Source organism: Streptomyces sp. MAR4 CNX-425, from assembly GCF_048656465.1.
GTDB lineage: Bacteria > Actinomycetota > Actinomycetes > Streptomycetales > Streptomycetaceae > Streptomyces.
On the sequence record NZ_JBMDLF010000006.1, the window covers coordinates 161,501 to 187,966 of the forward strand.

The window sequence follows — 26,466 nt, forward strand, 5'->3', positions numbered from 1 at the left end:
GAATCGCGTACGGGCCGGGGCGGGCCTGCTCCGTGCTACGTTCGGCCGATGCCCGATTCTCCTGCTCTCGATCCGGTGGACCTGGAGATTCTGCGGGTGCTTCAGAACGACGCCCGGACCACCAACCGCGATCTCGCCGCCGCCGTCGGCGTCGCGCCGTCCACCTGCCTGGACCGGGTGGCCCGGCTGCGCCGCGCCGGTGTGATCACCGGCCACCGGCTCGCGATCGACCCGGCGCGGCTCGGCCGCGGGCTGGAGGCGCTGCTGTCGGTGCAGGTGCGCCCGCACCGGCGCGACCTGATCGGCCCGTTCGTGGAGCGGATCCGCGCGCTGCCCGAGGCCCGCGCCCTGTTCCACCTCACCGGCCCGGACGACTACCTCGCGCACGTCGCCGTACGCGACGCCGCGGACCTGCAACGCCTCGTCCTGGACGAGTTCACCTCCCGCCGCGAGGTGGCCCGGGTGGAGACGCGGCTGATCTTCCAGCACTGGGAGTGCGGCCCGCTGCTGCCGCCGTAGGGCGTACCGCCGTTTCGGTGATGACGCCGCCCGCCCCGGTGTACGAGGATGGCCCGCATGCCCGACTCCACGAACCAGCGACTGCCCCGGCAGGTGGCGGACGCGTACGTCGACGACCTGATCGACCTCGACCCCATCAGCGGCACCATGCTCGGCGTGCCGGAGAGCTCCCGCGCCCTCCCCGACTTCTCCCCCGACGGCCAGCGGGCCGTGGCCGAGCTGGGCCGCGCCACCCTCGCGGCCCTCGACGAGGCCGAGCGGCAGCCCGGCGCGGACAGCGACGCGGAGCGGCGCTGCGGACGGCTGCTGCGCGAGCGGCTCACCGCCGAACTCGCCGTCCACGACGCCGGCGAGGGGCTGCGGGCCGTCAGCAACATCCACTCCCCCGTGCACCTGACGCGCGAGTGCTTCACGCTGATGCCGACCGCGGACGAGAACGACTGGGCGGACCTGGCCGCCCGGCTGCGGGCCGTACCCGCGGCGCTCGACGGGTACCGGCGGTCGCTGGCCGAGGGCATGGGCAAGGGGCTCCTCGGCGGGCCGCGGCCGACGGAGACGTTCGTCGGCCAGCTCACCGAGTGGGCGGGCGGCGGGCGCGGCTGGTTCGGCGACCTGACCACCGCCGGCCCCGAGTCGCTGCGCGGGGAGCTGGACGCGGCGGCCGGCGAGGCCACCGCCGCGGTGAGCGCGCTGCGCGACTGGATGCGCGACGTGTACGCACCGGCCGCGGCGGACGCCCCCGACGTCGTCGGGCGCGAGCGCTACGCGCGTTGGTCGCGCTTCTTCAACGGCGCGGACCTCGACCTGGACGAGTCGTACGCGTACGGCTGGTCGGAGTACCACCGGCTGCTCGGCGAGATGAAGTCCGAGGCCGCGAAGATCCTGCCCGGCGCCGCTTCCCCGTGGGAGGCGCTGAAGCACCTGGACGAGCACGGCACCCACATCGAGGGCGAGGACGCCGTCCGCGAGTGGCTCCAGGGGATCATGGACGAGGCCATCACGGCGCTGGACGGCACCCACTTCGAGCTGGCCGAGCCGGTGCGCCGGGTGGAGTCGCGGATCGCGCCGCCCGGCGGCGCCGCCGCGCCTTACTACACGCCGCCCGCCGAGGACTTCTCCCGCCCCGGCCGGACCTGGCTGCCGACGATGGGCGAGACCCGCTTCCCGGTCTACGACCTGGTCTCCACCTGGTACCACGAGGGCGTGCCCGGCCACCATCTGCAACTGGCGCAGTGGGTGTACGTCAAGGACAGCCTCTCCCGCTACCAGTCGACGATCGGCTGGGTCAGCGCCAACTGCGAGGGCTGGGCGCTGTACGCGGAGCGGCTGATGGACGAGCTGGGCTTCCTCACCGACGCCGAGCGGCGGCTCGGCTACCTGGACGCGCAGATGATGCGCGCCGCGCGCGTCATCGTCGACATCGGCATGCACCTGGAGCTGCCGATCCCGGGCCACTCCCCCTTCCACCCGGGCGAGCGGTGGACGCCGGCGCTCGCGCAGGAGTTCTTCGGGATGCACAGCGGCCGGCCCGCGGACTTCGTGGAGAGCGAGCTGACCCGCTATCTGTCGATGCCGGGGCAGGCCATCGGCTACAAGATCGGCGAACGCGCCTGGCTGCGCGGCCGGGACGCGGCGCGCAAGGCGCGCGGCGCGTCGTTCGACGCCAAGGCGTGGCACATGGCGGCGCTGTCGCAGGGCTCCCTCGGGCTGGACGACCTGGAGGCCGAGCTGTCCGCGCTGTGAGTCCGGCGTGACGTGATGGCCGTACGGGTCCCAGGAGGGTTCCGTCAGCGGTCGGCGGCCGTGCGGTGCCGTACGTACGAGCCCGACCGGCCCTTGACGACCTCCAGCTGCGCCGGGATCCGCCGGCGCAGCTCCGGCACGTGGCTGACGATGCCGACCGTGCGGTCGCGCTCGCGCAGCGCGTCGAGGACGTCCAGCACCTCGTCGAGGGTCTGTTCGTCGAGGCTGCCGAAGCCCTCGTCGATGAAGAGCGTGTCGAGCCGGACGCCGCCGGCCTCCTCGGCCACCACGTCGGACAGGCCGAGGGCCAGCGCGAGGGAGGCGAAGAACGACTCGCCGCCGGAGAGGGTGGCGGTGTCCCGCTCGGTGCCGGTCCAGGCGTCCACGACGTGCAGCCCGAGGCCGTGGCGCCCCCGGCCGCGGTCGCGGTCGGCCGAGTGCACCAGCGTGAAGCGGCCCGCGGACATCCGCGCCAGCCGGGCCGTCGCCGCGGCGGCGACCTGTTCGAGCCGGGCGGCCAGCACGTACGACTCCAGCCGCATCTTCCGCTCGTTCTCCGCGGACGTGCCGGCCGCGAGCGACGCGAGCCGGGACACCCGGCGGTGCTCCGCGCGCAGCGGCGCCAGCGCGCGCACCCGCCCGGCCGCGTCGGCGGAGAGCCCGTCGAGGGCGTCGCAGCGCTCGCGGGCGGTGTCGCGGGCGGTCGCGGCCGTACGGAGCCGGCGGCCGGCGGCGGCGAACGCCTCCTCGGCGGCGGCGACGTCGGCGGGGGGCCGGGCGGCAGCGGCGGCGGCGTGCGGCTCGGCCAGGGCCTCGGCGACGGCGGCCTCCTCGGCCTGCCACGCCTCCAGCCGCGTCTCCAGGTCGCGCAGCGCCGCCGGGTCGAGCAGCGCCGCGGCGGCGTCCCCGGGGCTCTCGAAGCGGGCGCGGTAGGCGGCGTCGGCGGCGCGGGAGTCGGCGTCCTTGCTGCGGTCGGCGGCGGCCGCGGCCTCCCGGGCGGCGCGGGCGGCGGCGGCGAGCCGGTCGGCGAGCGACGTCAGCTGGGCCGCGCGCTCCCCGACGCCGGCGGCGCCGCCGCGGGCGGCGCGGACCTCGGCGTCCCGGGCCGTCCGTTCGGCGGTGAGGGCGTCGGCGCGGGAGGCGCGGGCGGCGGCGCGGCTCTCGGCCTGCTGCCGGCCGCGTACCCGGCGGGCGTGCTCCTCGTGCGCCTGGTCGAGCCGCTCGCGTACGGCCAGGGCGCCGGCGGCCGCCTCCCGGGCCCGGCCCAGCTCACCGGCGACCCGCTCGACGGCGGCGGCGAGCGCGGCCCCGCTCTCCTCGCCCGCCGCCTCGGCGGCGGTGGCGCGGGTCTGGCGCAGCGAGTCCAGCCGTCGGCCGGCCTCTTCGCGTACGCCCTCGGCGGCGCGGTACGCGGCCAGGGCCTCGTTCTCCTCGCGCTCGCCGACCTGTTCGGCGCCGGCGGTGGCGGGGGCCGGGTGCGCTTCGGAGCCGCAGACGGGGCAGGGCTCGCCGTCGGCCAGCCGGGCGGCCAGCTCGGCCGCCATGCCCTCCAGCCGCCGCTCCTTCAGGTGCAGCCAGGTGCGCTGCGCGTCGCCGGCGCGCTCGCCGGCGTCGAGCTGCGCCCGGCGGGCCTCGTCGATGCGGCCGTCCAGCTCGTCGCGGTGCTCGGCGGCGTCGAGGCGGCGGCGGGCGGTCTCGTGCTCGGCGGCGAGCTGCTCCGCGCGGGTGGCCGCCTCCTGGGCCTCGTCGACGCGGCGCTGGAGGCCGGTTCGGAGGGCGTCCCAGCCGTCGAGCCAGCCCGCGGCCTCGCGCAGCACGTCCTCGTCGGCGCGGGACTCCTCCTCCAGCGCGGCGAGTTCGCGGGTGATCTCCGCGCTGCGGGTCTCGGCCCGGCGGGCGGCGTCGAGGGCGCCGAGCTCCTGCCGGGTGCGGGCCTCGTGGGCGTCGAGCTGCTCGGGGCCGCCGCCGGCGACGGTGCCGGGCAGCGCGGCGCGGGCCGCGGCCTCGGCGGCGGCGGCGCGGCGGGCCGCGGCGGCGGTCTGGTCGCGCAGCTCCAGGGCGGGCGCCACGGTGGCGGCGGCGCGGGCGCGGCGCAGCGTGGTGTCGAGCGCCGCGCGCTCCTCGCGCCGTTCGGCGAGCGCGTGGGCCCGCTGCCGGGCATCGGCGTGCCGCCGTTGCAGCCGGGCGAGTTCGGTCACGTTCCGGAGGTGGTCGTCGGCGTCCGCGTGGGCGGTCTCGGCGGTGTGCAGCCGCAGGCCGGCGGCGTCGGCGAGCTCGCGGGCGGTGGCGCGGGCGACGGCGGCGTAGGCGAGCACGCCGTCGGCGAGGCCGGGGTCGCCCGGCGAGGCGTCGTCGGGCGACCAGCCGTCCGGGGCGCCGGCCGCGGCGGGGCCGCCGGCCTGCCGGATGCGCTGGGCGAGGTGCAGCAGCCGCTCGTCGCCGTCGCGTACGGCCTCGTGGGAGCGGCGGCGCTGCTCGGCGAGGTGCTCCTCGACGGCGGCGAAGCGGCCGGTGTCGAAGAGGCGGCCCAGCAGCTTCGCCCGGGCCTCGGCGTCGGCGCGCAGGAAGCGCGCGAAGTCGCCCTGCGGGAGGAGCACGACCTGGCAGAACTGCTCGCGGGTCATGCCCAGCAGGCCGCCGATCTCCTCGCCGATCTCCTGGTGCGAGCGGCTGAGGCCGCGCCACCGGCCGGCCGCCGGGTCGCGTTCGCGCAGGAGGCTGGTGGCCCGCTCGGTGGTGACGCCGGTGCCGCTGCGCTTGGGGCGGGGCTGGGCGGGCCGGCGGGTGACCTCCAGCCGGCGGCCGGCGACGGTGAAGTCGAGCGCGACCTCCGTGGGGGTGTCCGGGGCGGCGTGGTGGCTGCGCAGGGTGCCGCCCTGGCGGACGCCGGGCACGCCGCCGTACAGCGCGTAGCAGACGGCGTCGAGGACGGAGGTCTTGCCGGCGCCGGTGGCGCCCTGGAGCAGGAAGATGCCGGCGCCGGAGAGGGCGTCGAAGTCGACCTCCTGCGCGCCGGCGAAGGGGCCGAAGGCGGCGACGGCGAGCCGGTGGAGCCTCACCGGGCGGTCTCCTCGCGCGCGCCGGCGGTGCGTACGGCGTCGAACGCGGCGTGCAGCACGGCCCGTTCCTCCGCGGTCGCCGCCGAGCCGGGTCTGACGTGGGCCACGAAGTCCTCGGCGATCTCGCGGTCGTCGCGGCCCCTGAGCCGGTCGGCGTAGGTCGCGGCGGTGTCCGCCGCCGTGCCGTCCGCCGGGTCGGGGGCGAAGACGAGGCTGACGACGTGGGGGAAGCGCTCCGCGAGGCGGGCCATGGGGTCCTGCGGGCGGGCGGTGTCGGTGAGCGTGGCCTCGACCCAGGCGTCCTCGTGCGGCGCGAGGGCGGGGTCGGCGAGCAGGTCCGCCAGCCGGCCGTGCAGCCGGGCCAGCGGCCGCGGGACGGGCGCGTCGACCCGCTCGGCGGTGACGCCGCCGTCGGCGTCGAGGTCGACCAGCCACGTCGACTTGCGGTGGCGGGCTTCGGAGAAGGAGTACGCCAGGGGTGAGCCCGAGTACCGCACGCGGTCGGCGAGGGTCTGGCAGCCGTGCAGGTGGCCCAGGGCGACGTAGTCGACGCCGGCGAAGACGGCGGCGGGTACGGAGGCGACGCCGCCGACGGTGATGTCGCGCTCGCTGTCGGAGACCTCGCCGCCGGTGACGAAGGCGTGCGCGAGGACGACGGAGCGGGTGCCGGCCGGGCGGGCGGCGAGGTCGGCGCGCACCCGGTCCATGGCGGCGGACAGCACGGCGGCGTGGCCGCCGCGGGGCGTGGCGAACTCCTCCCGCACCAGGGCCGGTTCGAGATACGGGAGCCCGTAGCACGCCACGTCGCCGTCCGCGTCCCGCAGCAGCACGGGCTCGCCGGCGCCCGCCGGGTCGGTGCGCAGGTGGACGCCCGCGCGGTCCAGCAGGCCGGCGCCGACGCCGAGGCGGCGCGCCGAGTCGTGGTTCCCGGAGATCATGACGACGGGCACGCCGAGCGCCCCGAGCCGGTGCAGCGCCCGGTCGAACAGCTCCACCGCGGCCAGCGGCGGCACCGCGCGGTCGTAGACGTCCCCCGCGACCAGCACGGCCTCGACCCCGCGCGCGGCCACCACGTCGACGAGGTGGTCGAGGAAGGCGGCTTGGGCGTCGAGCAGGCCGACCCGGTGGAACGAGCGGCCCAGGTGCCAGTCCGAGGTGTGCAGGAAGCGCATGAGGCCCGACTGTATCGGCGGGGTACGACAGCCCGCGCCGGCCCGGCCGTCTCACCCGGCGCCGTACACCTCGTCGCCGGGCCGGAGTTCGGCACCGCCGGCGGTGGCGTCGGCCAGCCGGGAGCGGAATCCGTCCAGCTCGCCGACGGGTACGGCGACCTCGATCTCGACGTTCTCGCCGTACGCCACGCCGCGCACGTCGTGCCCCGCGGCGTGCAGGTGGCCGAGGACCTTCCCGGCGCCGGCGTGGCCGACGGTGACGCGCACCAGCCGCATACGCAGCCGCGTCACGGTGCCGACCGCGTCCACGGCGGCGCCGACCGCGCCGCCGTAGGCACGGATGAGCCCGCCGGCGCCGAGCTTGGTACCGCCGAAGTAGCGGGCGACGACGGCGACGACGTACCGCAGCTCGCGGCGGAGCAGGAGTTGCAGCATGGGCAGCCCGGCGGTCCCGCCCGGCTCGCCGTCGTCGCCGGACTTCTGCACGCCGGCGTCGGCGCCGATGACGTACGCGAAGCAGTGGTGGGTGGCGTCGGGGTACGCGGCCCGCACGCGGGCGAGGACGGCCCGGGCCTCGGCCTCGGTGGCCGCGGGGGCGAGGGTGCAGACGAACCGGGAGCGGTTCACCTCGCTCTCGTGCACGCCCTCGCGGGCGACGGTCACGTACCCCTCGCGCATGCCGCCACCCTAGCCCGAGGGGAATCCGGATCCGGCCGGCGGTGTTGTACGGGCCATGTACGCAGATCAGGACACCATCCGCAGGATTCTCACCGCGACGGGCGACACCTGGGCGGTGGTGGGGCTGTCGGACAATCCCTCGCGCGCGGCCTACGGCGTGGCGCGGGTGCTCCAGCGCTACGGCAAGCGCATCGTGCCGGTCCACCCCAAGGCGGAGACGGTGCACGGCGAGCAGGGGTACGCGTCCCTCGCGGACATCCCGTTCCCCGTCGACGTCGTCGACGTCTTCGTCAACAGCGACCTCGCCGGCGGGGTGGCGGACGAGGCGGTCGAGGCCGGTGCGAAGGCGGTCTGGTTCCAGCTGGACGTGATCGACGAGGACGCGTACGGCAGGGTGCGCGCGGCCGGTCTGGACATGGTGATGAACCGCTGCCCGGCCATCGAGATCCCGCTGCTCGACGACTGAGCGGCGGGGAGGCGGGCCGTCAGGCGGCGAGGCCGTCGAGGACCACCGCGCCGGGCAGCCCGGCGAGCGCCTTGCCGGGCACGATGAGCTTGCCGCGCCGCCGGCCGCTGCCGATGACCAGGTGCGGCGCGTCCGCGACGCGGGCGTCGACGAGGACCGGCCAGCTCTCCGGCAGCCCGATCGGGGTGATCCCGCCGTACTCCATGCCGGTCTCGGCGACGGCCGTCTCGGTGCGGGCGAACGACGCCTTGCGCACGTCGAGGTGGCGCCGGACGGCGCCGTTGACGTCGACGCGGGTGGTGGACAGCGCGACGCAGGCGGCAAGGGTGACGGCGCCGCCGCGCTTGCCGGCGACGACGACGCAGTTCGCGGAGCGCTCCAGCAGGTCCTGCCCGTACGTCTCGCAGAAGACGGCCGTGTCGGCGACCGCGGGGTCGGAGTCCACGTGCACCAGCTCGGCGGCCGGGACGGCGCCGTGCCAGCCGCGCAGGGCGGCGGCCACGGGGCCGGCGAGCAGCTCCAGGCGCTCGGTCGCGGGGGCGGCGTCGTCGAAGTCTCCGATGGGTGCGCGCATGGGGGCGACCTTAACGCGGGTCAGCGGGCGGGCGGTACCGAGACCGCCATGACCAGCTCCACCGGGTCCTCGCCCTCGTTGCGGTACGCGTGCGGGGCGCTCGCCTCGAAGCTGGCCGACGTGCCCGCGGGCACCAGGTGCGCCGTGCCGGCGACGACGAGGGTCAGGTCGCCGGCGGTGACGTGCAGCAGCTCGGTGGTGCCCACGGGGTGCGGGTCGGAGCTGCTGCCGTCGCCCGGCATCAGGCGCCAGGACCACATCTCGAACGGGCCGGGGTTCTGCGTGCCGACGAGCAGCCGGCTGGCGCTGCCCCGCTTCGTCGTCCACATCCGCACGGCCCGGTGCGGGGGGACGAGCTGCACCTCGGGGCCGTGCTCGTAGTCGAGCAGCGTGGTGATGCTGATGCCGAGGGCGTCGGCCAGCTTGACCGTCGTGCCGACGCTGGGGTTCGTGCGCGCCTGCTCTATCTGGATGATCATCCCGCGGCTGACGCCGGAGCGGCCGGCCAGCGCGTCCAGGGTGAAGCCGCGCTCGGCGCGCCAGTGCTTGAGGTTGCGGGCGAGCGCGTGTGTGAGGAGGTCGAAGTCCGCCACGGGTCCGTCCCACTCCGTCCAATATTTTAGATGCGTTCGTCCAGTGCGGTGAACTACACTGCGGGGAACCGCAGCGTTCAGCACAGTGTACTCGGGGGGCTCCGTCGTGACCGCAGTCTTCGCCCTGGCCACCAGCATCCTCTACGGGCTCGCCGACTTCGGCGGCGGGGTGCTGAGCCGGCGCACGCCGGCGCTCACGGTGGTCGTGCTCTCGCAGGTCGCGGCCGCGGTGGTGCTCGGCGCCGTGGTGGTGGCCACCGGCGCCTGGAGCGAGGCGGGCCCCCTGTTGTGGTACGCGGTCGCGGCCGGCGTCGCCGGCCCGGTCGCGATGATCTGCTTCTACAGCGCGCTGGCCCGCGGCCCGATGGGCGTGGTCTCGCCGCTCGCCTCGCTGGCCGTGCTGGTGCCGTTCGGCGTGGGCCTGGTGGCGTACGGGGAGCGGCCCGGCCCGGTGCAGTACGCGGGCGGGGCCGTCGCGCTGGCCGGTGTGGTGCTGGCGTCCGGGCCGCAGCTGCGGGGGGCGCCGGTGGAGCGGCGGACGCTGGCGCTGACGCTGGGCGCGGCGGCGGGCTTCGGCGCGGTCTTCGCCTTCATCGCCGAGGCGTCCACGACGGTCACGGGGCTGTTCCTGGCGCTGTTCGTCCAGCGGGCGGTGAACGTGGCGGTGGGCGGCGCCGCGCTGTACGCCGCGGTGCGGCGCGGCAGCGCGGCGCTGCCGGAGGGCGGCTGGGACACGATACGGGCGGCGGGGCCCGGGCTGGTGTTCGTGGGCCTGGCGGACGTGGCCGCCAACGGGACGTACGCGATAGCCGCGCAGCACGGCCCGGTGACCCTGGCGGCGGTGCTGTCCTCGCTGTATCCGGTGATCACGGCGCTGGCGGCGCGGGGCGTGCTGCGGGAGAAGCTGCGCGCGGTGCAGGCGGCGGGCGCGGGGCTGGCGCTGGCGGGAACGGTGCTGCTGGCGTCGGGCTGAGCGGCCGCCGGCCGCGCGGGGCCGGCGGCCGGGTGCGCGCTCAGAAGTGGTTGCGGATCGTGTAGAGCAGCACGCCCAGGGCGTGCAGGCACAGGACGACGACCAGGACGATGCGCAGGGTGCGGTTGGTGATCACGCGGCACGCCCTCCCCCGGTCGCGGTCATGTCGCCGCCTCCAGGGTGCCGGGCCGGCCCGGGCGCAGCGGCGGGTGCCAGCCGGACTCGGGGTCCCAGCGGCGTACGATCCGGGCCGGCGCGCCCGCGACCACCGCGTGGTCCGGCACCTCGCCGCGCACCACGGAGCCGGCCGCGACGACCACGTTGCGCCCCAGCCGGGCGCCGGGCAGCACGAGCGCGCCCGCGCCCAGCCAGCTGCCCGCGCCGATCTCCACCGGCGCCGAGCGCGGCCACTGCTTGCCGACCGGCTCGTGCGGATCGTCGTAGCTGTGGTTGGTCGAGGTGACGTACACGTACGGGCCGCAGAAGACGTCGTCGCCGATGGTGACGGGCAGGTCGGCGATGACGTGGCTGCCCCGGCCCAGCACCACGCCGTCGCCGAGCCGCACGGCCGTCTCCGGGCCGAGCGGGGCGCCGGGCGCCAGGCCGACGGTGAGCGTCACCTGCTCGCCGACGATGCAGTGGGCGCCCAGCTCGATCCGCCCCTCGCCGAAGATCGTGCCCTGCGGGAAGGCGAGGACCGTACCGGCGCCGATCCGGCGGAAGCGGTACGGGCCCGGCCGCCCGGCGCTCACCGCGCCCGCGCTCCTGACCCACCGCCAGCCGCGGTGCACGGCGCGCGAGAGCAGCCGGCTCGTCACGGAGTTGCGCTGCTGGTTCGGCACCCGCTCACCGTACCCCGCCCGCACCTCGCCTACGCTCTCCCTTCGGCGCGGGCGGAAACCGGCGGACGGCCCCGGCCGCCGGCGCTCACCAGGACCTAGGACGGCGGCCGGCGAGCGCCGCCGCGAGCACCGGGAGCGAAGATGGCAGAACGGCCGGAGCCGCTGATCGCGGCGGTGGGCGGGCAGGAGCCCGCGGTGGACCCGGGGGCGTACGTCGCCCCGACCGCGGTGGTGGTCGGGGACGTGACGGTCGGCGCCGACGCGAGCGTCTGGTACCACGCGGTGCTCCGCGGCGACTGCGAGGCCATCTCCCTGGGCGCGGGCAGCAACGTGCAGGACAACTGCACGGTCCACTCCGACCCCGGCTTCCCCGTCGTCGTCGGCGAGCGCGTGACCGTCGGCCACAACGCGGTGGTGCACGGCTGCACCGTCGGCGACGACGTGCTGGTCGGCATGGGCGCGACCGTGCTCAACGGGGCCGTGATCGGCGCCGGTTCGCTGATCGCCGCGCAGGCGCTGGTGCCGCAGGGCATGGAGGTGCCGCCGGGCTCCCTGGTCGCCGGGGTGCCGGCGAAGGTGAAGCGGCCGCTGACCGACGAGGAGCGCGAGCACATCCGGATCAACGGCGAGGGGTACGTGGCCCTGGCGCGGGCGCACCGCGCGGCCCTGGGCGGCGCGGAGAGCTGACTCCCGCGCCGGCCCTCAGCCCTGGGGCCGCAGCGTCCACAGCACCGTCATCCGCCCGGTGACGGCACCGTCCGCGCGGACGATGTCGACCTCGACGGGGAACTCCGGCCGCGTACCGCCGTCGAGCTCGGCCACGACCTCGGCGGCGGGCCGGCCCAGCCGGGCGTGGGCGGTGACGTCGCCCCTGGCGACCTTCAGGAAGTCGATCTCCGCCCGCACCGGCAGCGGCACGGCCCGCTCCATCTGGCCGCCGAACGCGGCGAGCACGACGGCGCCGGTGGCCGACTCGGCGAGGGTGAACATGGCACCGGCGTGCGGGCCGCCGACGTGGTTGCGGTGCTCGGGCCGGTCCGGGAGGCGGAGGGTGGCGGCCTCCGGGCTGATCTCGTCGTAGACGAGGCCGAGCGTGGCGACCATCGGGACCGATGCCTGGAGGAGTTCGCCCAGCGACGATGTGGTGTCGGACATACGGCCACGTTACCAGCGGGTAATAAGTGTGACCACTCCTCGGCTCCGGCTATGTTGTTCGCCATGTGGCCAGGACAGCAGCCCGGGGGCGAGCAGCACCAGCAGCAGCCGAACCCGTACCAGCAACAGCCCGCCCCGCACGGCCCGCAGGGCTACGACGGACAGCAGCAACAGGGACAGTGGGGACAGCCCACACCGCCCGGTGCCCCGGTCCCCGCGCGCAGCGGGACCACGCCCCGCGTCGCCGTCGCCATAATCGGCGCCGTCGCCGTGATCGCCGCGGCGGCCGTGGCGGGCGTGGTGGTCCTCAACGAGGACGACGAAGGCGGCGGCAAGGCGAGCCCCGCGGGCGGGGGCGGCTCGTCCTCCGCCGCGCCGTCCCCGCAGGCGAGCGAGCAGCCGATCGTGGACGACCCCGACAACCCGCGCGGCAGCGCGGCCGACCAGAAGATCGAGCCGGTCGTCCCCGGCTGGAAGGCCGTCTACAACGCCAAGCGACACAACATCTACGACGTGCCGCCGGAGTGGGAGGTGCAGTCCCCCACCCTGACCATCGGCTTCGAGGACGACTCCGGCCCGCTGGTGTCCATGACGGGGGCCGCGCTCTACAAGGACGGCATCTGCAAGTACGCCAGCCGCGCCGGCGCCGGCACCAAGGGCGGCATCGGCGCGAAGAACACCAGGGAGGCCGTCGAGAACGAGGCCGGCGCCTGGGCCAACGCCGCCTTCAACACCAGCAAGAAGGCGACCGTCAAGCAGACCGAGCCGGTGCCGTTCACCAGCGAGCACGGCCTGAAGGGGCACATGGCCACCGCGACGGTCACGAACGTGCCGCGCGAGACCGAGTGCTCGGCCGACGGCAAGATCTTCGCCTTCTCCTACACCGACGTCAACGGCGAGTTCGCCACCTGGGTGCTGTACAGCGACACGGGCGTGGAGGACGAGGTCCCGGACGACACCGTCGCCAAGATCATGGACACCCTGCGCCCGCTGGAGGGCTGAGCGGGCCCCGGGGCGGGAACCGGGGCGGGCGGGGAATTCCGTTTGGCAGACGCCCGGTGAGCCCGGCATAGTCCGCGGGTGACTCCTTCGCCCGCGCCCGACTCCGGCTCCGCGCCGCCCCGCCGGCGCTGGGCGGGACGCAACTACACGCTCCTGGCCCTCGCCGCGGTGATCACCAACCTCGGCGCCTCCGGCGCCCTGATCGCCTCGGCGTTCGCGGTGCTGGAGGCCGGCGGCTCCGCCACCGACGTCGGGCTGGTCGCGGCGGCCCGGACGACGGCGCTCGTCGTCTTCGTGCTCGTCGGCGGCGCGGTCGCCGACCGGATCCCGCGGCACCGGGTGATGGTCGTCGCGAACACCGTCAACTGCGCCTCCCAGGGCGTCTTCGCGGCCCTGGTGATCACCGGCGAGGCGCGGGTGTGGCAGATGGTGCTGCTGTCCGCGGTCGGCGGTACGGGCCACGCGTTCTTCGCGCCCGCCGCCGAGGGCATGGTGCTCTCGTCGGTCACCGGCGAGCAGGCGGGCCGGGCCTTCGCGCTCTTCCGCGTCGGCGTCAACGGCGCCGGGATCGGCGGCGCCGCGCTCGGCGGCGCCATGGTCGCGGCGGTGGGGCCGGGGTGGGTGCTGGCCGTGGACGCGGGCGCGTTCGCCGTCGCCGCCGCGCTGCGGGCGTTCCTCGACGTCCGCGGCCTCCCGGAGCGGCCGCCCGGCGACGGGATCCTCGCCGATCTCCGGGAGGGCTGGCGGGAGGTGACCGGGCGGCCCTGGCTGTGGTCCGTCGTGCTGCAGTTCGCGGTCGTCAACGCCGTGGTGGCGGCGGCCGAGGCGGTGTACGGCCCGCTGGTCGCGCGCGAGCACCTCGGCGGCGCGGGGCCGTGGGGCCTGGCGATGGGCGCCTTCGCCGCGGGCACCCTGGCGGGGGCGCTGGTGATGACGCGCTGGAAGCCGCGGCGGGTGCTGCTCGCCGGGGTGCTGTGCGTCTTCCCGCTCGCCCTGCCGCCCGCGGCGCTGGCGGTGCCGCTGCCGGTGGCGGGGCTGGTGGCGGTGATGCTCGTCTCCGGCCTGTGCGTCGAGGTCTTCGCGGTGGCGTGGATGACGGCGCTGCACCAGGAGATCCCCGAGGACAAGCTGTCGCGCGTGTCCTCGTACGACTGGCTGGGCTCGCTCGCGCTGATCCCGGCGGCCACCGCGCTCGCCGGGCCGGTGCAGGACCTGGTGGGGCGGCCGGCGGCGCTGTGGGGCTGCGCGGCGCTGGTCGTCGCGCTGACCGCGGCGGTGCTGTGCGTGCCGGACGTACGGCGGCTGCGGCGGCGTACGGAGCACGCGGCCCGGTCGCCCGGTACGGGCCCGGCCGCCGGCCCGGGTCAGCCGATCGTGAAGGCGTCGTCCGGCGGCTCCGGCGAGGGCACGGCGTCGGCGTCCGCGACCGGCTGAGCGCCGGCCGCGAGGCGCCGCAGCGCCGGCCCGTACTCGACCCGGGCGGGGAACGGGTCGCCGGCGGTGCGCCGCGCCAGCTCCGCCAGCGGCAGCCGGGCCTCGCCGCCCTCGCCCTGTTTCGCCGCCACCACCAGGATGTTCCCGAAGCGCCGGCCGCGCAGCACGGCGGGCTCCGCGACCAGGCACAGCTCGGGGAAGACGGCCGCGGCGGTGGCCAGCTGGGAGCCGAGGAACCGGAACGGCGCGCTGTCGGCGAGGTTCGCGACGTAGACCCCGCCGGGGCGCAGCGCGCGGGCGGCGGCGCCGACGAACTCCAGCGACGCCACGTGCGCGGGCACCCGGGCGCCGCCGTACACGTCGGCGACGACCAGGTCGCAGCCGGCCGGCGGGCGCCGCTCCAGCGCGGCCCGGGCGTCGCGGGCGCGTACCGTGACGCCGCAGTCCGGCGGCAGCGGCAGGTGCTCCGCGACCAGGGCGATCACCCCCCGGTCCGACTCGGCGACCTCCTGCCGGGAGCCGGGGCGGGTGGCGGCGACGTAACGGGGCAGGGTCAGCGCGCCGCCGCCGAGGTGCACGGCGTCCAGCGGGCGCCCCGGCGGGAACGCCAGGTCCACGACGTGCGCCAGCCGGCGCGCGTACTCGAACTCCAGATGGGTGGGGTCGTCGAGGTCGACGTACGACTGCGGGGCGCCCTCGACCGTGAGCAGGTACGCGCGCGGGCGGTCGACGTCCGGCAGCAGCTTCGCGGTGCCGCCGTCCACGGCGGCGGTGACGGGGACGGGCTCCTCCACCCGGACATTGTGCGGGTGGAGGCCCGCCTTCCGTACCCGGACGCACGAATGCGCGGATACGGAAGGCGGGCGGCGGTCCCGGGCCGGGGTCAGCCCAGCCCGGTGACGGTGCCCGCGCCGACGGTGCGCCCGCCCTCGCGGATCGCGAAGCCGAGCCCCACTTCGAGCGGCACGTCGCGGCCCAGCTCGACCGCCATGGCGACGGTGTCGCCGGGCCGGGCGACCGCGGTCTCCCCGAGGTCGACGTCGCCGACGACGTCCGCGGTCCTGATGTAGAACTGCGGCCGGTAGCCGGTCGAGACGGCGGTGCGCCGGCCGCCCTCGGCCGCGGACAGCACGTACACCTCGGCGGTGAACCGCCGCCGCGGCACGACGCTGTCCGGCGCGGCGACCACGTGCCCGCGGCGTACGGCGTCGCGCGCGACGCCGCGCAGCAGCAGCGCGACGTTGTCGCCGGCCTGCGCCGACTCCATCGGCTTGCCGAAGGTCTCCAGGCCGGTGACGACCGTCTCGACCTCCGCGCCGAGCACCTGCACCCGGTCGCCGACGCGCACGGTGCCGCGCTCGACGGCGCCGGTGACGACCGTGCCGCGGCCGGTGATGGTGAGGACGTTCTCCACCGGCAGCAGGAACGGCGCGTCCAGGTGCCGCTCGGGCATCGGCACGTACGCGTCGACCGCGTCGAGCAGCCGCACGACCGCCTCGGTCCAGGCCGGGTCGCCCGCGAGCGCGCGCAGCCCGGAGACCCGGACCACGGGCACCTCCTCGCCCGGGTAGCCGTGCTTGCTCAGCAGCTCGCGGACCTCCAGCTCGACGAGGTCGGTCAGCTCCGGGTCGCCGGCGTCGGCCTTGTTGAGCGCGACGACCACGTGCCGTACGCCCACCTGCCGGGCGAGCAGCACGTGCTCGGCGGTCTGCGGCATGACGCCCTCGACCGCGGAGATCACCAGGATCGCGCCGTCGAGCTGGGCGGCGCCGGTCACCATGTTTTTCACGAAATCGGCGTGGCCAGGCATGTCGACGTGCGCGTAGTGGCGGGTCGCCGTCTCGTACTCGACGTGCGCGATGTTGATGGTGATGCCGCGCACGGCCTCCTCCGGCGCCCGGTCGATGCGCTCGAACGGGACGAAGGTGCCGGCGCCGCGGTCGCTGAGCACCTTGGTGATCGCGGCCGTCAGCGTCGTCTTGCCGTGGTCGACGTGCCCCATCGTGCCGATGTTGACGTGCGGCTTCGTGCGCACGTAAGCCTGCTTGGGCATGGTTCTTCCTCGCGGATCGCAGCTGGTGCGCGGACCCCGGGCCGGGCCGGCCCTCCCCCGCGGGGGTCCGCTGGAGCGATTACGGGGAGGGGCGGATTCGGGCGCCGTCGACTGCGGCTGCCACCGCTGCTGCGGGTGCGGCCGGCACAGCCTTCAGCGCGTCCGCTGCGGCGGACGTGTGCGCGGGGAAGGCGTACCGGAACATGCCCACCATGATCGGGTACGGACCCGGCGGCCGTCGACCGGTTTTCCGGCCGGCGCCGCGGCGGGGTCAGAGGTGCTTGAGCGCCTCGCGGACGGAGAGCGGGGACAGCTCGGCGCGGTGGGCGTCGACGAAGGCGCGCACCGCCGCCGGGTCGGTCTTCGCGTACTCGCGCAGGCACCAGCCGACGGCCTTGCGGACGAAGAAGTCGCGGTGGCCGGCGCGGCGCAGGCAGTAGCCGAAGAGGCGGCCGGTGTCGGTGGCGTCCTTGAAGCGCAGTTGGTGCAGCAGGGCGGTGCGGGCGACCCAGAGGTCGTCGTCCTCGATCCACTCGTCCATGGCGGCGGCCAGCGCGGGGTCGGCGGCGACGAGCCCGCCGGCGACGTGCGCGGCGAGCGCGTCGACGGTGTCCCACCAGGAGGTCGTGACGACGAGGTGGCGGACGACGGGCAGGAGGCCGGAGGAGCAGCGGTGCACGTGGCGGCGGAGGAAGTCGACGGCGAAGTAGTGGTACTCGCGCTCCGGCAGCCGCCAGCAGCGCAGCGCGATCGCCGCGCAGTCCGCCTCGGCGGGGCGCGGCGTGCCGTAGAGGACGGCACGGGACAGCTCGCGGCGGCGCGGGGCGGGGATGCCGAGGAAGGGGGCGACGCCGCGGAGGTACGCGGCCGTCCGGGCGGCGCGGCCGGGGTCGGCGGCGGGCGGGTAGGCGGCGGTGAGGCGGTCGAGGACGGTGTCGGCGAGGGCGCTGGCGGGGGCGGGCGGAGCGCCGGCGGCCCCCGCGGGCCCGGGGGCGTCCGGGGTCTCCGGGGCGTCGGAGACGGGCGGTGCCAACGGGGCTGTGCGGGCCTTCGGGCCTGCGGGGACACCGGGTTGCTGCTGGGCCATGACGGCTACGGTAGCGGCCGGAGTTGAGTGCGACGTCACGGCGCGGGCACGCCCGCTTCGGTTAGGCTCAGGCGGTGTCCGTACCCGCCGAGGCGTCCGCCGTCGGCCGCGCCGTCCGCTGCGGCCGGGCTCTGCTGTCCCCGCGCTTCCGGCTGGCCCTGCTCGTCGCGCTGCTGGCCGGCGCGGTGGCCGCGGCCGTCGTGTGGCGGCCGCACCGGCTGCTGGTCGACGGGCTGCCGCCGCAGTTCACCGGGCTGTCGGCGGTGGTCGTCTTCGCCGTCGCGTACGGGCTGTGCACCGCGGCGCTCGTCCCGCGTCCGCTGCTCAACCTGGCCTCGGGCACGCTCTTCGGCGCCCAGGCGGGCCTGGCCGGGTCGGTCTCCGGGACGGTGATCGGCGCGGGCGTCGCCTTCGGGATGGGCCGGCTGCTCGGCCAGGACGCGCTGCGCCCGCTGCTGCGCGGGCGGCTGCTGACGGCGGCCGACCGGCAGCTGAGCCGGCACAGCTTCCGCTCGATGCTGGTGCTGCGCACCTTCCCCGGCGTGCCGTTCGCGGGGGTCAACTACGCGGCGGCCGTCTCGCGGATGAGCGTGGTGCCGTTCCTGCTGGCCACGGCGGTGGGCTGCGTGCCGAACACCGCCGCCTACGTCGTCGCCGGCAGCCGGGCCTCCGACCCGCTGTCCCCGGCCTTCCTCGCCGCCTTCGGCTTCATCGTCGCCAGCATGGCGGCCGGTGCCGCGGTCGCCGTGCGCAGACGGCGCTCCGCCCGCGCGGCCGCCGCGCGCGGAGTGATCTCTTCCGCGGCGCCCGCCGCGGGCCCCGACACCGGCGCCGCGGCCGTGGCCACAGCCGACCCTGGGGCCACACGCCTCACATAGGGGCCTTACCATCTCCTCCAACCCGTCAGCGATCTCAAGGACATGTGCAGCCCCGTATGAGCTGGTTCGAAGCAGTCATCCTCGGAATCGTCCAGGGGCTGACGGAATTCCTGCCGATCTCCTCCAGCGCCCACCTCCGGCTCACGGCGGCCTTCGCCGGCTGGGAGGACCCGGGCGCGGCCTTCACGGCGATCACCCAGATCGGCACGGAGACCGCGGTGCTGATCTACTTCCGCAAGGACATCGCGCGGATCGTCTCCGCGTGGTTCCGCTCGCTGACGGACAAGTCGATGCGCTCCGACCACGACGCGAAGATGGGCTGGCTGGTCATCGTCGGCTCGATCCCCATCGGCGTGCTGGGGCTGACGTTCCAGGAGTCGATCGAGGGCCCGTTCCGCGACCTGCGGCTGATCGCCACCACGCTGATCGGGATGGGCCTGGTCCTCGGCTACGCCGACTGGCGCGCCTCCGGCGGCGGCGGCCGGCACCGCGCCGTCGTGCAGCGCAAGGAGCTGACCGACCTCAACACCCGCGACGGCCTGCTGTTCGGCCTCGCCCAGGCGCTCGCGCTGGTGCCGGGCGTCTCGCGCTCGGGCGCGACGATCACCGGCGGCCTGTTCCTGAACTACAGCCGCGAGGCCGCCGCGCGGTACTCGTTCCTGCTGGCCATCCCCGCGGTGCTCGCCTCCGGGCTCTTCGAGCTGAAGGAGGTCCCGGGGGCGACGCACATGAACTGGGGCGGGACCGTGGTCGCCACGCTCATCGCCTTCGTCATCGGATACGCGGTCATCGCGTGGTTCATGAAGTTCATCACCACCCGCAGCTTCGCGCCCTTCGTGATCTACCGCGTGCTGCTCGGGATCCTGATCTTCGCCCTCGTCGCGGCGGGCGCGGTGGAGCCGGAGGCGGGCGACCCCGCGCACTGAGCGGCGGCCCGGCCGCCGGGGCGGGCGGATCGGCGCCGGCGGCCGGTCAGAACGACGCCTCCCGCAGGCCGTCCGCCGCCGCGCCGCGGCTGAGGACGGCGGCGCGTACGCGCGCGTGGACCTCCGGGTACGTCTCCGGCGTCGCCGGCACCACGCGGAACGGCGGCCCGGTCTCCGCGTGGTGGACCAGGAACTCCGCCCGGGTCACCCGCCAGCCGTCGCGTCCGGGGGTGAAGGTGAAGCGGGCCGCGGAGCCCTCGTTGCCGCGGTACATCGACGGGATGAAGCTGGCGACCTGGTCGCCGAGGCCGTAGACGACCCAGGTGCCGTTGACCTTCTCGTACGGCTGCGGCACGTGGTTGTGGGTGCCGACGATCAGGTCGATGTCCTTGCGCCCGCCGCTGCGGGAGCGGGTGAGCCGGTCGGCGAGCCGCCGCTGGCCGGCGTCGGGCTCCTGCTGCCACTCCGTACCCCAGTGCACGCTGACGACGACCACGTCGGCCCCGTCCCGCCGCGCGGCACGGGCGTCGGCGACGACGCGGCGGGGGTCGAGCAGGCCCAGGGACCAGGGCGCGTCGGCGGGCACGCCGGCGTTGCTGCCGTAGGTGTACGAGAGGTGGGCGACGCGGGCGCCGCCGGCGCGCAGCACGGCGGGGCGGGCGGACTCGGCGCGGGTGCGGGCGGTGCCGGCGTAGTGCAGGCCGGCGCCGTCGAGGGCGTCGAGGGTGCGCTGTACGCCGGCGGTGCCGGCGTCGAGCGCGTGGTTGGAGGCGGTGGAGCAGCCGTCGTAGCCGACGTCGCGCAGGGCGGCGGCGAGGCCGGGCGGGGACTGGAAGACGGGGTAGCCGGTGAACGGGCCCTCCGGCGGCCCGAGCGGGGTCTCCAGGTGGCACAGCGCGAGGTCCGCGGCGGCCACGGCGGGCGCGACGGCGGCGAACATGGGCCGGAAGTCGTGGCCCTCTCCCCCGGCGTCCGCGGCCGCCTGCCGCATGATCGAGGGGTAGGGGATGACGTCGCCGGTGGCCATCAAGGTGAACGGGCGGGCGCCGGGCCCGGGCCCGGCCGCCGCGGGGCCCGCGGGGCCGGCGGACGGGCCGGCGGGCGTGCAGGCCGCGGCGAGGAGCGCGGCGGCGAGCGCGGCGACGGTACCCGCGGCCGCGGTGAGCCGGGTGCGGCGCCGGGTCACGGGCGCCCCCTTCGTACGGTCGGAGCACGAACGGGGCCCAGCGTGGCGCTTCTCGTGTGATTTTCCGCTCAGCAGCCCGGGCGTGCCCGGCGTACGGGTGGCGGAATCAACCCGCCCGGCCCACCGACCGTACGATCCGCTCGCACAGCTCGTGCGTGACGAGCGCGTCCTGCCCGCTCAGCAACTCCCCCGCGCGCACCGCGTCCAGGAACACCAGCACGGCCTGCTCGATGCCGCGCTGCCGCGCCACCGGCACCCAGTCGCCGCGCCGCCGCACGCTGGGCTGGCCCTTGTGGTCCACCACCTCGGCGAGGTTGCGGACCTCGCGCTTGGTGTCCTGGCCGGACACCTCCAGGATCTCCTCGGCGGAGCCGGAGAGCCGGTTCATCGCGCCGACGGCGGTGAAGCCGTCGCCGGACAGCTGCAGGACGACGTGGTGCATCAGCCCGTCGCGTACGCGGGCGCGCACGTCCACGTGCTCGACGGGGCCGGGGGCGAGGAAGCGCAGGGTGTCGACGACGTGGATGAAGTCGTCGAAGACCATCGTGCGGGGGTCCTCGGGCAGCCCGACGCGGTGCTTCTGGAGGATGACCAGCTCGCGCGGGTGCTCCAGGCACTGCGCATAGCCGGGGGCGTGGCGCCGGTTGAAGCCGGTCATGAGCGAGACTCCGCGCTCGTCCGCCAGCCGTACGAGGCGCTCGGCACCGGCGAGGTCGTACGCCAGCGGCTTGTCGACGTAGACGGGGACGCCGGCCGTCAGCAGCGCCGTGGTCAGCTCGACGTGGGCGGCGGTCGGGGCGTGCACGAACGCGGCGTCGAGGCCGGCGGCGAGCAGCGAGCCGAGGTCGCCGTGGCGCTGGGCGGGCGGGACGCGGTGGGCGTCGGCGACGCGGGCGAGGGTGGCGGGGGTGCGGGTGAGCAGGTGCGGCTCGATGCCGGGCAGCGAGGTGAGCACCGGCAGGTACGCCTTCTGCGCGATGTCGCCGAGTCCGATCACGCCGGCCTTCAGGGGCGTGGTGCCCGTGGTCATGTCCGCTCCCGTCCGCAGCCGTCGGCCCGTGGGCGCCCGGCCGCGGTGGGCCGCGGTCCGCGGGCCCGGGGCCCCGGCCGGCCCACCCGCGTCAGGGCGCCGTCTGTGCGGGGGAAGCATACGGGCCGCCCGGATCGGCGCCGTCCCCGGGCGGCGGGCGCCAGTCGGCGATGCCGTCCAGCCCGCGCAGGACGAGGCGGGGGGCGAGCAGCCCGCCGGCGCGGACCAGGGTGTTGCGGGTGCGTACGGCGAACGGGCCGGTCAGGTGGATGAGCCGGCCCGCGCGGGCGGAGCGCAGGGCCACGGTGCGGGTACGCGGGAGGCGGTCGCGGGTGTAGCGCTCCAGGGCGTCGGGGACGGCCGCGGGGTCGGCGGCGGCGTGGTGGGCGAGGACGACGCCGTCCTCGATGGCCTGGTTGCCGCCCTGGCCGAGGTTCGGGGTCATGGCGTGGGCGGCGTCGCCGAGGAGCGCGACCCGGCCGCGGTGGAAGGCGGGCAGCGGCTCGGCCAGCCAGTGCACGTCGTGGTGGAGCACCTGGCCGGGCTCGGCGGCGGCGAGGACGGCCGGGATCGGGTCGTGCCAGCCGGCGAAGCGGCGGCGCAGCTCGGCCAGTTCACCGTCGGGGGCGTGCCGGCCCTCGGGCACGGCGGCGGTGGCGTACGCGTACACGCGGCCGTCGGCGAGCGGCTGCGATCCCCACAGCTGCCCGCGGCCCCAGGTCTCGTGCGGCTCGAAGGCGGCCGGCCGCCCGGGCAGGACGAGCCGCCAGGTGGTGAAGCCCGCGTAGGCGGGGCCGGGGTGGCCGGGGAACAGGACGCGGCGCGCGGCGGAGGCGATGCCGTCGGCGGCGACGACGAGCTCGGCCTCCAGCGCGCCGTCCGGGACGCCGACGAGGGCGGGGCGGTCCGGGCCGCCCGGGTCCACGACCTCGGCGCGGGCGCCGGTGCGGAGCGCGCCGTCCGGGAGCCGGGCGGCGAGGAGTTCGGCGAGGCCGGCGCGGTGCACCAGGGCGATGCCGCCGCCGAACCGCTCGGCCACGGCGGCCGCGTCGGTACGGGACAGCCACCGGCCGCCGGGGGTGCGCAGCCCGCGGCTCCCCTCCCAGGCGGCGAGCGCGCGCACGGCGTCGCCGACGCCGACGGCGTCCAGCGCGCGCTGGGCGTTGGCGGCGAGGGAGATGGCGGCGCCGGCGGGCGCGAGGGAGGCGACCCGCTCCAGCACGGTGACGGACCAGCCGCGGCGGTGGAGTGCGGCGGCGGCCGTCAGCCCGCCGGGGCCGGAGCCGATGACGAGAGCGCGCGGCTGCTTCACGGTGACCTCCTTCAACTACATCTGTAGTGACTCGGTCGAGCGTAGCACGACGGCACTACGGGTGTAGTGGAGCCGCCGCGGCGATAGGTTGGGGCCGTGCCCGACCCGAACACGCCGGCCGCCGCCGGTCCGCCCGCGGCGTCCCCCTCCTCCCGGCAGCAGGCCATCGCCGACGCCGCCATCGCCCTGCTCGCCGAACGCGGCATGCGGGGCCTGACCCACCGGGCCGTGGACGAGGCCGCGGGGCTGCCGCAGGGCTCCACGTCCAACCGCGCCCGCACCCGCGCCGCCCTCCTCGCCCTCACCGTCCAGCGCCTCGCCGAACGCGAGGGCGCGGTGCTGGACATCGGCGACCTGCCCCCGCCCGGCGACGACGTCGGGCAGCTCGCCGACGCGCTGGCCGGTCTGCTGCACCGCTTCCTCACCCGGCACCGCACGCTGCTCCTGGCCCGCTACGAGCTGGCGCTGGAGGCCACCCGGCGCCCCGAGCTGCGGGCGATGTACGACCGCGCGGGCGCCACGTTCGGCGAGGCCGCGCACGCGCTGCTCGCGGCGTGGGGGTCGACCGCTCCGGAGCGGCACGCCCAGGGGCTGATCGCCTGGACGGACGGCATGATGTTCCTGCACACGGCGGGCCGGGTGAGCGGCACGCGCACGCCGCCCAGGGCCCGGCTGCGGGCCGGGTACGAGGACCTGCTCCGCGGCATGCTCGGCCGCTGACCGGCGGCGCGGCGGGCCGGGGAGCCCGGCGGACGGGCGCGGGCGGCAACCTCGCGCGGCGGGCGTCACCCCTGCGGGGAGTACCGGTGCGGCGCCGGGGCCAGCAGTGTTACCGGATGCGTTCCACTCCCGCGGCCGGCACCCTGCTGACCGGCCTCACGACCCTCACCGCCGTCGCCGGCTGCGTCGCCGTCTCCCCCGAGACCGGCCCCGGCGCCCGCCCCGCGCCGGGCACCGCGCGGCCCGTACCCGCGGCTTCCGGACTGCCCGTGGCGCCGCTGCCGGGGCACGAGCTGCTCGCGACGGTCGGCCCCACCCCGCGCCCGCCGCGCGTCATGCCGCCGTCCCGGGCCGCGGGCAGCGGCGCGGCGCGCCCGGACACCCCCGCGGCGGACGGACCGCCGCCGCCCCCGGCCCGCACGCCGGCCCCCCGCCCGGCACCGGCCCGCCCGGCCCGTACCGCACCGCCCGCGGCGACGCCTCCGCCGCCCGCCGCCTCCGGCGGGGCCGCCGGCGACCTGTGCGCCCTCGCCGGGGACTACGGGCGCTGGAAGCCCGGCGGCCGGGAGGCGGCGGCGTGCGCGGAGTACTTCGAGCGCTAGCGCGCTACGCCAGGTCCGGGATCCGCCAGTCGATCGGCTCGTGGCCCTGCGCGGCCACCGCCTCGTCGATCTGCGTGAAGGGCCGCGAGCCGAAGAACTTCTTCGCCGACAGCGGCGACGGGTGCGCCCCCTGGACGACGACGTGCCGGTCGGTGTCGATCAGCGGCAGCTTCTTGCGCGCGTACGCCCCCCACAGCACGAACACCGCCGGGTCCGGCCGCTCCACGACGGCGCGGATGACCGCGTCGGTGAACTCCTCCCAGCCCTGGCCCTTGTGCGAGTTCGCCTCGCCCTCGCGCACCGTCAGCACCGCGTTCAGCAGGAGCACGCCCTGCTCGGCCCACGGCATCAGATACCCGTTGTCGGGCACCGGGTGGCCGAGGTCGTCGCGCATCTCCTTGAAGATGTTGCGCAGGGACGGCGGGGTGCGCACCCCCGGCCGGACGGAGAAGCACAGCCCGTGTCCCTGGCCGGGGCCGTGGTACGGGTCCTGGCCGAGGACGAGCACCTTCACGCGCTCGTACGGCGTGGCGTCGAGCGCGGCGAAGACCTCCTCCGGCGGCGGGTACACCGGGCCGCGGGCGCGCTCCTCCTCGACGAACGACTCAAGGCGCGTGAAGTAGGGCTTGTCGAGCTCCTTGCCCAGGGCGTCCTGCCAGGACGGGGGCAGCATCGGGGACACGGGTGAGGGACCTCCGGTCGGTACAGAAGATCGGTCGGTGAGGCGTTGCGCAGCCGACAGTACCGCCGGGCACCGACAACTCCCCTACCAACTGGTCTTCTTGTACAGCTCCCACATCCGCATGATCGTCGAGGCGTCCAGGCTCCACTCCACCCCGGCGATGTCGTCCTGCGCGGCGATGTACTGCCGGGCCTGCCACAGCGGCAGCAGCCGGGCGTCCTCGGCGAGGATCTCCTGCGCCCGGGCGAACGGCTCGTTCACCCCTGCCCGGTCCGCCTTGCGACGGGACTCGGGCAGCAGCTCCTCGGTGATCTCCTTGTTCTCGTACGGCGTGCCGAGCGCGTTGCGGGCGCCGGTGAAGGGCGCGATGTAGTTGTCGGGGTCCGGGAAGTCGGGGGACCAGCCGCGGCCGAAGACGGCGTACTCGCCCTTGTTGTACGCGGCGGCGAACCGCTCCCACTTCCGGCCCTTGACCGTGATCTCGAACAGCCCGCTGTCCTCCAGCTGCCGCTCCAGCTCCTCGAACTCCCGGGCCGTCACCGACCCGTACCGGTCGGTGGTGTACCACAGCGTCAGCGGCACCGGGTCGGTGATCCCCGCCGCCCGCAGGGAGGCCGCCGCCGCGTCCGGGTCCGGCTCGCCGTAGCGGTCGAAGAACGCGGTGGTGTGGCCGGTGATGCCGCGCGGGATCATCGAGTACAGCGGCTCGGCGGTCCGGCCGTAGACCTTGCGTACGAGCGCGTCGCGGTCGACCACCTGGGCCACCGCCTGCCGCACGGCGAGGCTGTCGGCGTAGTCGTGCCCGGGGTTGAAGACCAGGTAGCGGATCTCCGGCATGACCACCCGGCTGAGCGCGATCGAGCCGTCCTCGTTGGCCCGCTTCTCCAGCTCGGGCACCCGGTCCGGCGGCAGTCCGCGGTAGGTGACGTCGATGTCGCCCTTCTTCAGCGCGTCGGCCATCGCGTCGGAGTCGTCGAAGTAGTGGATGGTCACGGAGTCGTTGCGCAGCTCCGCGTCGCCCCCGTAGCTGTCGTTGCGCTCCAGCTCGGCCACCTTCCCCTTCTCGTACGACGCGAGCGTGTACGGCCCGGAGCCGACGAGGGCGCCGTCCTCGGCCAGCTCGTCCGCCGGGTACGTCCCTGGGTCGACGATCGAGGTGGCGGGCGCGGCGAGGATGAACGGGAAGGTGGCGTCAGGGCGCTTGAGGTGGAAGGTGACGGTCTGGTCGCCTTCGGTCTCGACCTTCTCCAGGCTCGCCAGCAGCCCGGCGGGGCCGGTCTTGGCGTTGATGGCGAGCACCCGGTCAAAGGAGTGCTTCACGGCCGCGGCGTCGAGCGGGTCGCCGTTGGAGAAGGTGAGGTCCTCGCGCAGCCGGCAGCGGTACGTGCGGCTGTCCGCGCCGGTGAAGCCGCAGCTCTTGGCCGCGTCCGGCTGCGGCACCGTGCTGGTGCCGGCGTAGTGCATGAGCGTCTGGTAGACGTTCCTGTACAGCTCCCAGCTGCCGTCCCACGCGGCCGCCGGGTCGAGGGTGCTGGGCGCGCTCGTCGTGCCCACGTCTATGTGCCGCTCGCCGTCGTCCGAGGCCGGCAGCGAGCCGCAGCCCGCCAGCAGCGACACGGGTATGAGCGCCGCGGCGACCCGCCGCGGACCCGGCCTGAGGAACACGTGCCTGCCCCCTCCTTGCACCTGTTCGATGGGGTGCGCAGACCCTACCCCACGGTCGGCGGATCAGGATCCCCCCGGACAGCGCTGTGATCCGGGGGGACGCGCGGGGCGTGCG

26 protein-coding genes are annotated in these 26,466 nt (G+C 76.2%); 11 read left to right on the plus strand and 15 right to left on the minus strand.

From position 1 onward, the window contains the following. The first annotated feature begins 48 nt into the window (after positions 1-48). Both ACHZ99_RS18700 and ACHZ99_RS18705 read left to right on the plus strand, forming a co-directional pair. A complete protein-coding gene (locus ACHZ99_RS18700; RefSeq protein WP_420305772.1) occupies positions 49-519 on the plus strand; it encodes an Lrp/AsnC family transcriptional regulator in 471 nt (156 codons plus the stop codon). 57 nt (positions 520-576) lie between these two features. Then, positions 577-2,262, plus strand: coding sequence for a DUF885 domain-containing protein (locus ACHZ99_RS18705; RefSeq protein WP_420305773.1), 1,686 nt, complete (start codon positions 577-579; stop codon positions 2,260-2,262). Positions 2,263-2,306: 44 nt separating this feature from the next. Here ACHZ99_RS18705 and ACHZ99_RS18710 read toward each other — a convergent pair whose 3' ends face one another. From ACHZ99_RS18710 to ACHZ99_RS18720, 3 genes are read right to left on the minus strand one after another with little or no spacing between them, the layout of a single operon-like run. After that, positions 2,307-5,321: an AAA family ATPase gene (locus ACHZ99_RS18710; RefSeq protein ID WP_420305774.1), complete on the minus strand. Its 3,015-nt coding sequence runs from the start codon at positions 5,319-5,321 to the stop codon at positions 2,307-2,309. After that, on the minus strand, positions 5,318-6,493 hold the full coding sequence (locus ACHZ99_RS18715; RefSeq protein WP_420305775.1) for an exonuclease SbcCD subunit D: 1,176 nt from the start codon (positions 6,491-6,493) through the stop codon (positions 5,318-5,320). The genes ACHZ99_RS18710 and ACHZ99_RS18715 overlap by 4 nt, the downstream gene beginning before the upstream one ends. Before the next feature lie 51 nt (positions 6,494-6,544). Further along, the gene (locus tag ACHZ99_RS18720; RefSeq protein WP_420305776.1) at positions 6,545-7,171 is read right to left on the minus strand and encodes an IMPACT family protein; all 627 of its coding nucleotides are present in this window, start codon (positions 7,169-7,171) and stop codon (positions 6,545-6,547) included. Between the two features lie 55 nt (positions 7,172-7,226). On the opposite strand from ACHZ99_RS18720, the gene ACHZ99_RS18725 reads away from it, so the two are divergent. Beyond that, on the plus strand, positions 7,227-7,637 hold the full coding sequence (locus ACHZ99_RS18725; protein ID WP_420305777.1) for a CoA-binding protein: 411 nt from the start codon (positions 7,227-7,229) through the stop codon (positions 7,635-7,637). A gap of 19 nt (positions 7,638-7,656) precedes the next feature. Here the strand turns inward: ACHZ99_RS18725 and ACHZ99_RS18730 are convergent, their stop codons facing one another. Together ACHZ99_RS18730 and ACHZ99_RS18735 are read right to left on the minus strand one after the other, a co-directional pair. Further along, complete coding sequence (locus ACHZ99_RS18730) at positions 7,657-8,211, minus strand: YbaK/EbsC family protein (protein ID WP_420305778.1); 555 nt, start codon at positions 8,209-8,211, stop codon at positions 7,657-7,659. 20 nt (positions 8,212-8,231) lie between these two features. Beyond that, the gene (locus tag ACHZ99_RS18735; RefSeq protein WP_420305779.1) at positions 8,232-8,804 is read right to left on the minus strand and encodes a helix-turn-helix domain-containing protein; all 573 of its coding nucleotides are present in this window, start codon (positions 8,802-8,804) and stop codon (positions 8,232-8,234) included. 106 nt (positions 8,805-8,910) lie between these two features. Here ACHZ99_RS18735 and ACHZ99_RS18740 point away from each other — a divergent pair, with 106 nt between their 5' ends. Beyond that, complete coding sequence (locus ACHZ99_RS18740; protein WP_420305780.1) at positions 8,911-9,777, plus strand: EamA family transporter; 867 nt, start codon at positions 8,911-8,913, stop codon at positions 9,775-9,777. Between the two features lie 161 nt (positions 9,778-9,938). On the opposite strand, the gene ACHZ99_RS18745 is transcribed toward ACHZ99_RS18740, so the two are convergent. Beyond that, a complete protein-coding gene (locus ACHZ99_RS18745; RefSeq protein ID WP_420305781.1) occupies positions 9,939-10,643 on the minus strand; it encodes an acyltransferase in 705 nt (234 codons plus the stop codon). Positions 10,644-10,760: 117 nt separating this feature from the next. On the opposite strand from ACHZ99_RS18745, the gene ACHZ99_RS18750 reads away from it, so the two are divergent. Next, positions 10,761-11,306, plus strand: a complete 546-nt coding sequence (locus tag ACHZ99_RS18750) for a gamma carbonic anhydrase family protein (RefSeq protein ID WP_420305782.1) — start codon at positions 10,761-10,763, stop codon at positions 11,304-11,306. A gap of 15 nt (positions 11,307-11,321) precedes the next feature. Here the strand turns inward: ACHZ99_RS18750 and ACHZ99_RS18755 are convergent, their stop codons facing one another. Beyond that, positions 11,322-11,774 (minus strand): DUF4442 domain-containing protein, encoded by a 453-nt coding sequence (locus ACHZ99_RS18755; protein ID WP_420305783.1) that lies wholly within the window; start codon positions 11,772-11,774, stop codon positions 11,322-11,324. Positions 11,775-11,837: 63 nt separating this feature from the next. Here ACHZ99_RS18755 and ACHZ99_RS18760 point away from each other — a divergent pair, with 63 nt between their 5' ends. Together ACHZ99_RS18760 and ACHZ99_RS18765 are read left to right on the plus strand one after the other, a co-directional pair. Then, positions 11,838-12,776 carry a hypothetical protein gene (locus ACHZ99_RS18760; protein WP_420305784.1) on the plus strand — a complete coding sequence of 313 codons (939 nt, stop codon included), beginning with the start codon at positions 11,838-11,840 and terminating at the stop codon, positions 12,774-12,776. A 78-nt stretch (positions 12,777-12,854) separates the two neighbouring features. After that, positions 12,855-14,210 carry an MFS transporter gene (locus ACHZ99_RS18765; protein WP_420305785.1) on the plus strand — a complete coding sequence of 452 codons (1,356 nt, stop codon included), beginning with the start codon at positions 12,855-12,857 and terminating at the stop codon, positions 14,208-14,210. On the opposite strand, the gene ACHZ99_RS18770 is transcribed toward ACHZ99_RS18765, so the two are convergent. The 3 genes from ACHZ99_RS18770 to ACHZ99_RS18780 all read right to left on the minus strand — a co-directional run bounded on the left by ACHZ99_RS18770 (position 14,141) and on the right by ACHZ99_RS18780 (position 17,350). Next, positions 14,141-15,004 (minus strand): spermidine synthase, encoded by an 864-nt coding sequence (locus tag ACHZ99_RS18770; RefSeq protein WP_420305786.1) that lies wholly within the window; start codon positions 15,002-15,004, stop codon positions 14,141-14,143. The two genes, ACHZ99_RS18765 and ACHZ99_RS18770, sit on opposite strands and share 70 nt — an antisense overlap. Positions 15,005-15,093: 89 nt before the next feature. After that, positions 15,094-16,263, minus strand: a complete 1,170-nt coding sequence (gene tuf / locus ACHZ99_RS18775) for an elongation factor Tu (protein ID WP_420305787.1) — start codon at positions 16,261-16,263, stop codon at positions 15,094-15,096. Between the two features lie 271 nt (positions 16,264-16,534). Next, positions 16,535-17,350 carry a DNA alkylation repair protein gene (locus ACHZ99_RS18780; RefSeq protein WP_420305788.1) on the minus strand — a complete coding sequence of 272 codons (816 nt, stop codon included), beginning with the start codon at positions 17,348-17,350 and terminating at the stop codon, positions 16,535-16,537. A gap of 74 nt (positions 17,351-17,424) precedes the next feature. On the opposite strand from ACHZ99_RS18780, the gene ACHZ99_RS18785 reads away from it, so the two are divergent. Together ACHZ99_RS18785 and ACHZ99_RS18790 are read left to right on the plus strand one after the other, a co-directional pair. After that, positions 17,425-18,228, plus strand: a complete 804-nt coding sequence (locus ACHZ99_RS18785; protein WP_420305789.1) for a TVP38/TMEM64 family protein — start codon at positions 17,425-17,427, stop codon at positions 18,226-18,228. Between the two features lie 56 nt (positions 18,229-18,284). After that, a complete protein-coding gene (locus tag ACHZ99_RS18790; RefSeq protein WP_420305790.1) occupies positions 18,285-19,154 on the plus strand; it encodes an undecaprenyl-diphosphate phosphatase in 870 nt (289 codons plus the stop codon). Between the two features lie 46 nt (positions 19,155-19,200). On the opposite strand, the gene ACHZ99_RS18795 is transcribed toward ACHZ99_RS18790, so the two are convergent. From ACHZ99_RS18795 to ACHZ99_RS18805, 3 genes are all read right to left on the minus strand, one after another. Next, positions 19,201-20,340 (minus strand): CapA family protein, encoded by a 1,140-nt coding sequence (locus ACHZ99_RS18795; protein ID WP_420305791.1) that lies wholly within the window; start codon positions 20,338-20,340, stop codon positions 19,201-19,203. Between the two features lie 106 nt (positions 20,341-20,446). Further along, positions 20,447-21,349, minus strand: a complete 903-nt coding sequence (locus ACHZ99_RS18800; protein ID WP_420306056.1) for a Gfo/Idh/MocA family protein — start codon at positions 21,347-21,349, stop codon at positions 20,447-20,449. A gap of 112 nt (positions 21,350-21,461) precedes the next feature. After that, positions 21,462-22,682, minus strand: coding sequence for an FAD-dependent monooxygenase (locus ACHZ99_RS18805; RefSeq protein ID WP_420305792.1), 1,221 nt, complete (start codon positions 22,680-22,682; stop codon positions 21,462-21,464). A gap of 96 nt (positions 22,683-22,778) precedes the next feature. On the opposite strand from ACHZ99_RS18805, the gene ACHZ99_RS18810 reads away from it, so the two are divergent. Both ACHZ99_RS18810 and ACHZ99_RS18815 read left to right on the plus strand, forming a co-directional pair. Further along, positions 22,779-23,402 (plus strand): TetR/AcrR family transcriptional regulator, encoded by a 624-nt coding sequence (locus ACHZ99_RS18810; RefSeq protein ID WP_420305793.1) that lies wholly within the window; start codon positions 22,779-22,781, stop codon positions 23,400-23,402. A gap of 116 nt (positions 23,403-23,518) precedes the next feature. Beyond that, positions 23,519-24,004: a hypothetical protein gene (locus ACHZ99_RS18815; RefSeq protein WP_420305794.1), complete on the plus strand. Its 486-nt coding sequence runs from the start codon at positions 23,519-23,521 to the stop codon at positions 24,002-24,004. 4 nt (positions 24,005-24,008) lie between these two features. Here ACHZ99_RS18815 and ACHZ99_RS18820 read toward each other — a convergent pair whose 3' ends face one another. Then, positions 24,009-24,677: a uracil-DNA glycosylase gene (locus ACHZ99_RS18820; protein WP_420306057.1), complete on the minus strand. Its 669-nt coding sequence runs from the start codon at positions 24,675-24,677 to the stop codon at positions 24,009-24,011. 93 nt (positions 24,678-24,770) lie between these two features. Continuing rightward, positions 24,771-26,351 carry an ABC transporter substrate-binding protein gene (locus tag ACHZ99_RS18825; RefSeq protein WP_420305795.1) on the minus strand — a complete coding sequence of 527 codons (1,581 nt, stop codon included), beginning with the start codon at positions 26,349-26,351 and terminating at the stop codon, positions 24,771-24,773. Positions 26,352-26,466: the final 115 nt, after the last annotated feature.

Bases quoted from the DNA above. Each gene is read 5' to 3' on its own strand.
- ACHZ99_RS18700 (WP_420305772.1), top strand. From the start codon at position 49: ATGCCCGATTCTCCTGCTCTCGATCCGGTGGACCTGGAGATTCTGCGG.
- ACHZ99_RS18705 (WP_420305773.1), top strand. From the start codon at position 577: ATGCCCGACTCCACGAACCAGCGACTGCCCCGGCAGGTGGCGGACGCG.
- ACHZ99_RS18715 (WP_420305775.1), bottom strand. From the start codon at position 6,493: ATGCGCTTCCTGCACACCTCGGACTGGCACCTGGGCCGCTCGTTCCAC.
- ACHZ99_RS18720 (WP_420305776.1), bottom strand. From the start codon at position 7,171: ATGCGCGAGGGGTACGTGACCGTCGCCCGCGAGGGCGTGCACGAGAGC.
- ACHZ99_RS18725 (WP_420305777.1), top strand. From the start codon at position 7,227: ATGTACGCAGATCAGGACACCATCCGCAGGATTCTCACCGCGACGGGC.
- ACHZ99_RS18730 (WP_420305778.1), bottom strand. From the start codon at position 8,211: ATGCGCGCACCCATCGGAGACTTCGACGACGCCGCCCCCGCGACCGAG.
- ACHZ99_RS18750 (WP_420305782.1), top strand. From the start codon at position 10,761: ATGGCAGAACGGCCGGAGCCGCTGATCGCGGCGGTGGGCGGGCAGGAG.
- ACHZ99_RS18755 (WP_420305783.1), bottom strand. From the start codon at position 11,774: ATGTCCGACACCACATCGTCGCTGGGCGAACTCCTCCAGGCATCGGTC.
- ACHZ99_RS18760 (WP_420305784.1), top strand. From the start codon at position 11,838: ATGTGGCCAGGACAGCAGCCCGGGGGCGAGCAGCACCAGCAGCAGCCG.
- tuf (WP_420305787.1), bottom strand. From the start codon at position 16,263: ATGCCCAAGCAGGCTTACGTGCGCACGAAGCCGCACGTCAACATCGGC.
- ACHZ99_RS18780 (WP_420305788.1), bottom strand. From the start codon at position 17,350: ATGGCCCAGCAGCAACCCGGTGTCCCCGCAGGCCCGAAGGCCCGCACA.
- ACHZ99_RS18790 (WP_420305790.1), top strand. From the start codon at position 18,285: ATGAGCTGGTTCGAAGCAGTCATCCTCGGAATCGTCCAGGGGCTGACG.
- ACHZ99_RS18815 (WP_420305794.1), top strand. From the start codon at position 23,519: ATGCGTTCCACTCCCGCGGCCGGCACCCTGCTGACCGGCCTCACGACC.
- ACHZ99_RS18820 (WP_420306057.1), bottom strand. From the start codon at position 24,677: ATGCTGCCCCCGTCCTGGCAGGACGCCCTGGGCAAGGAGCTCGACAAG.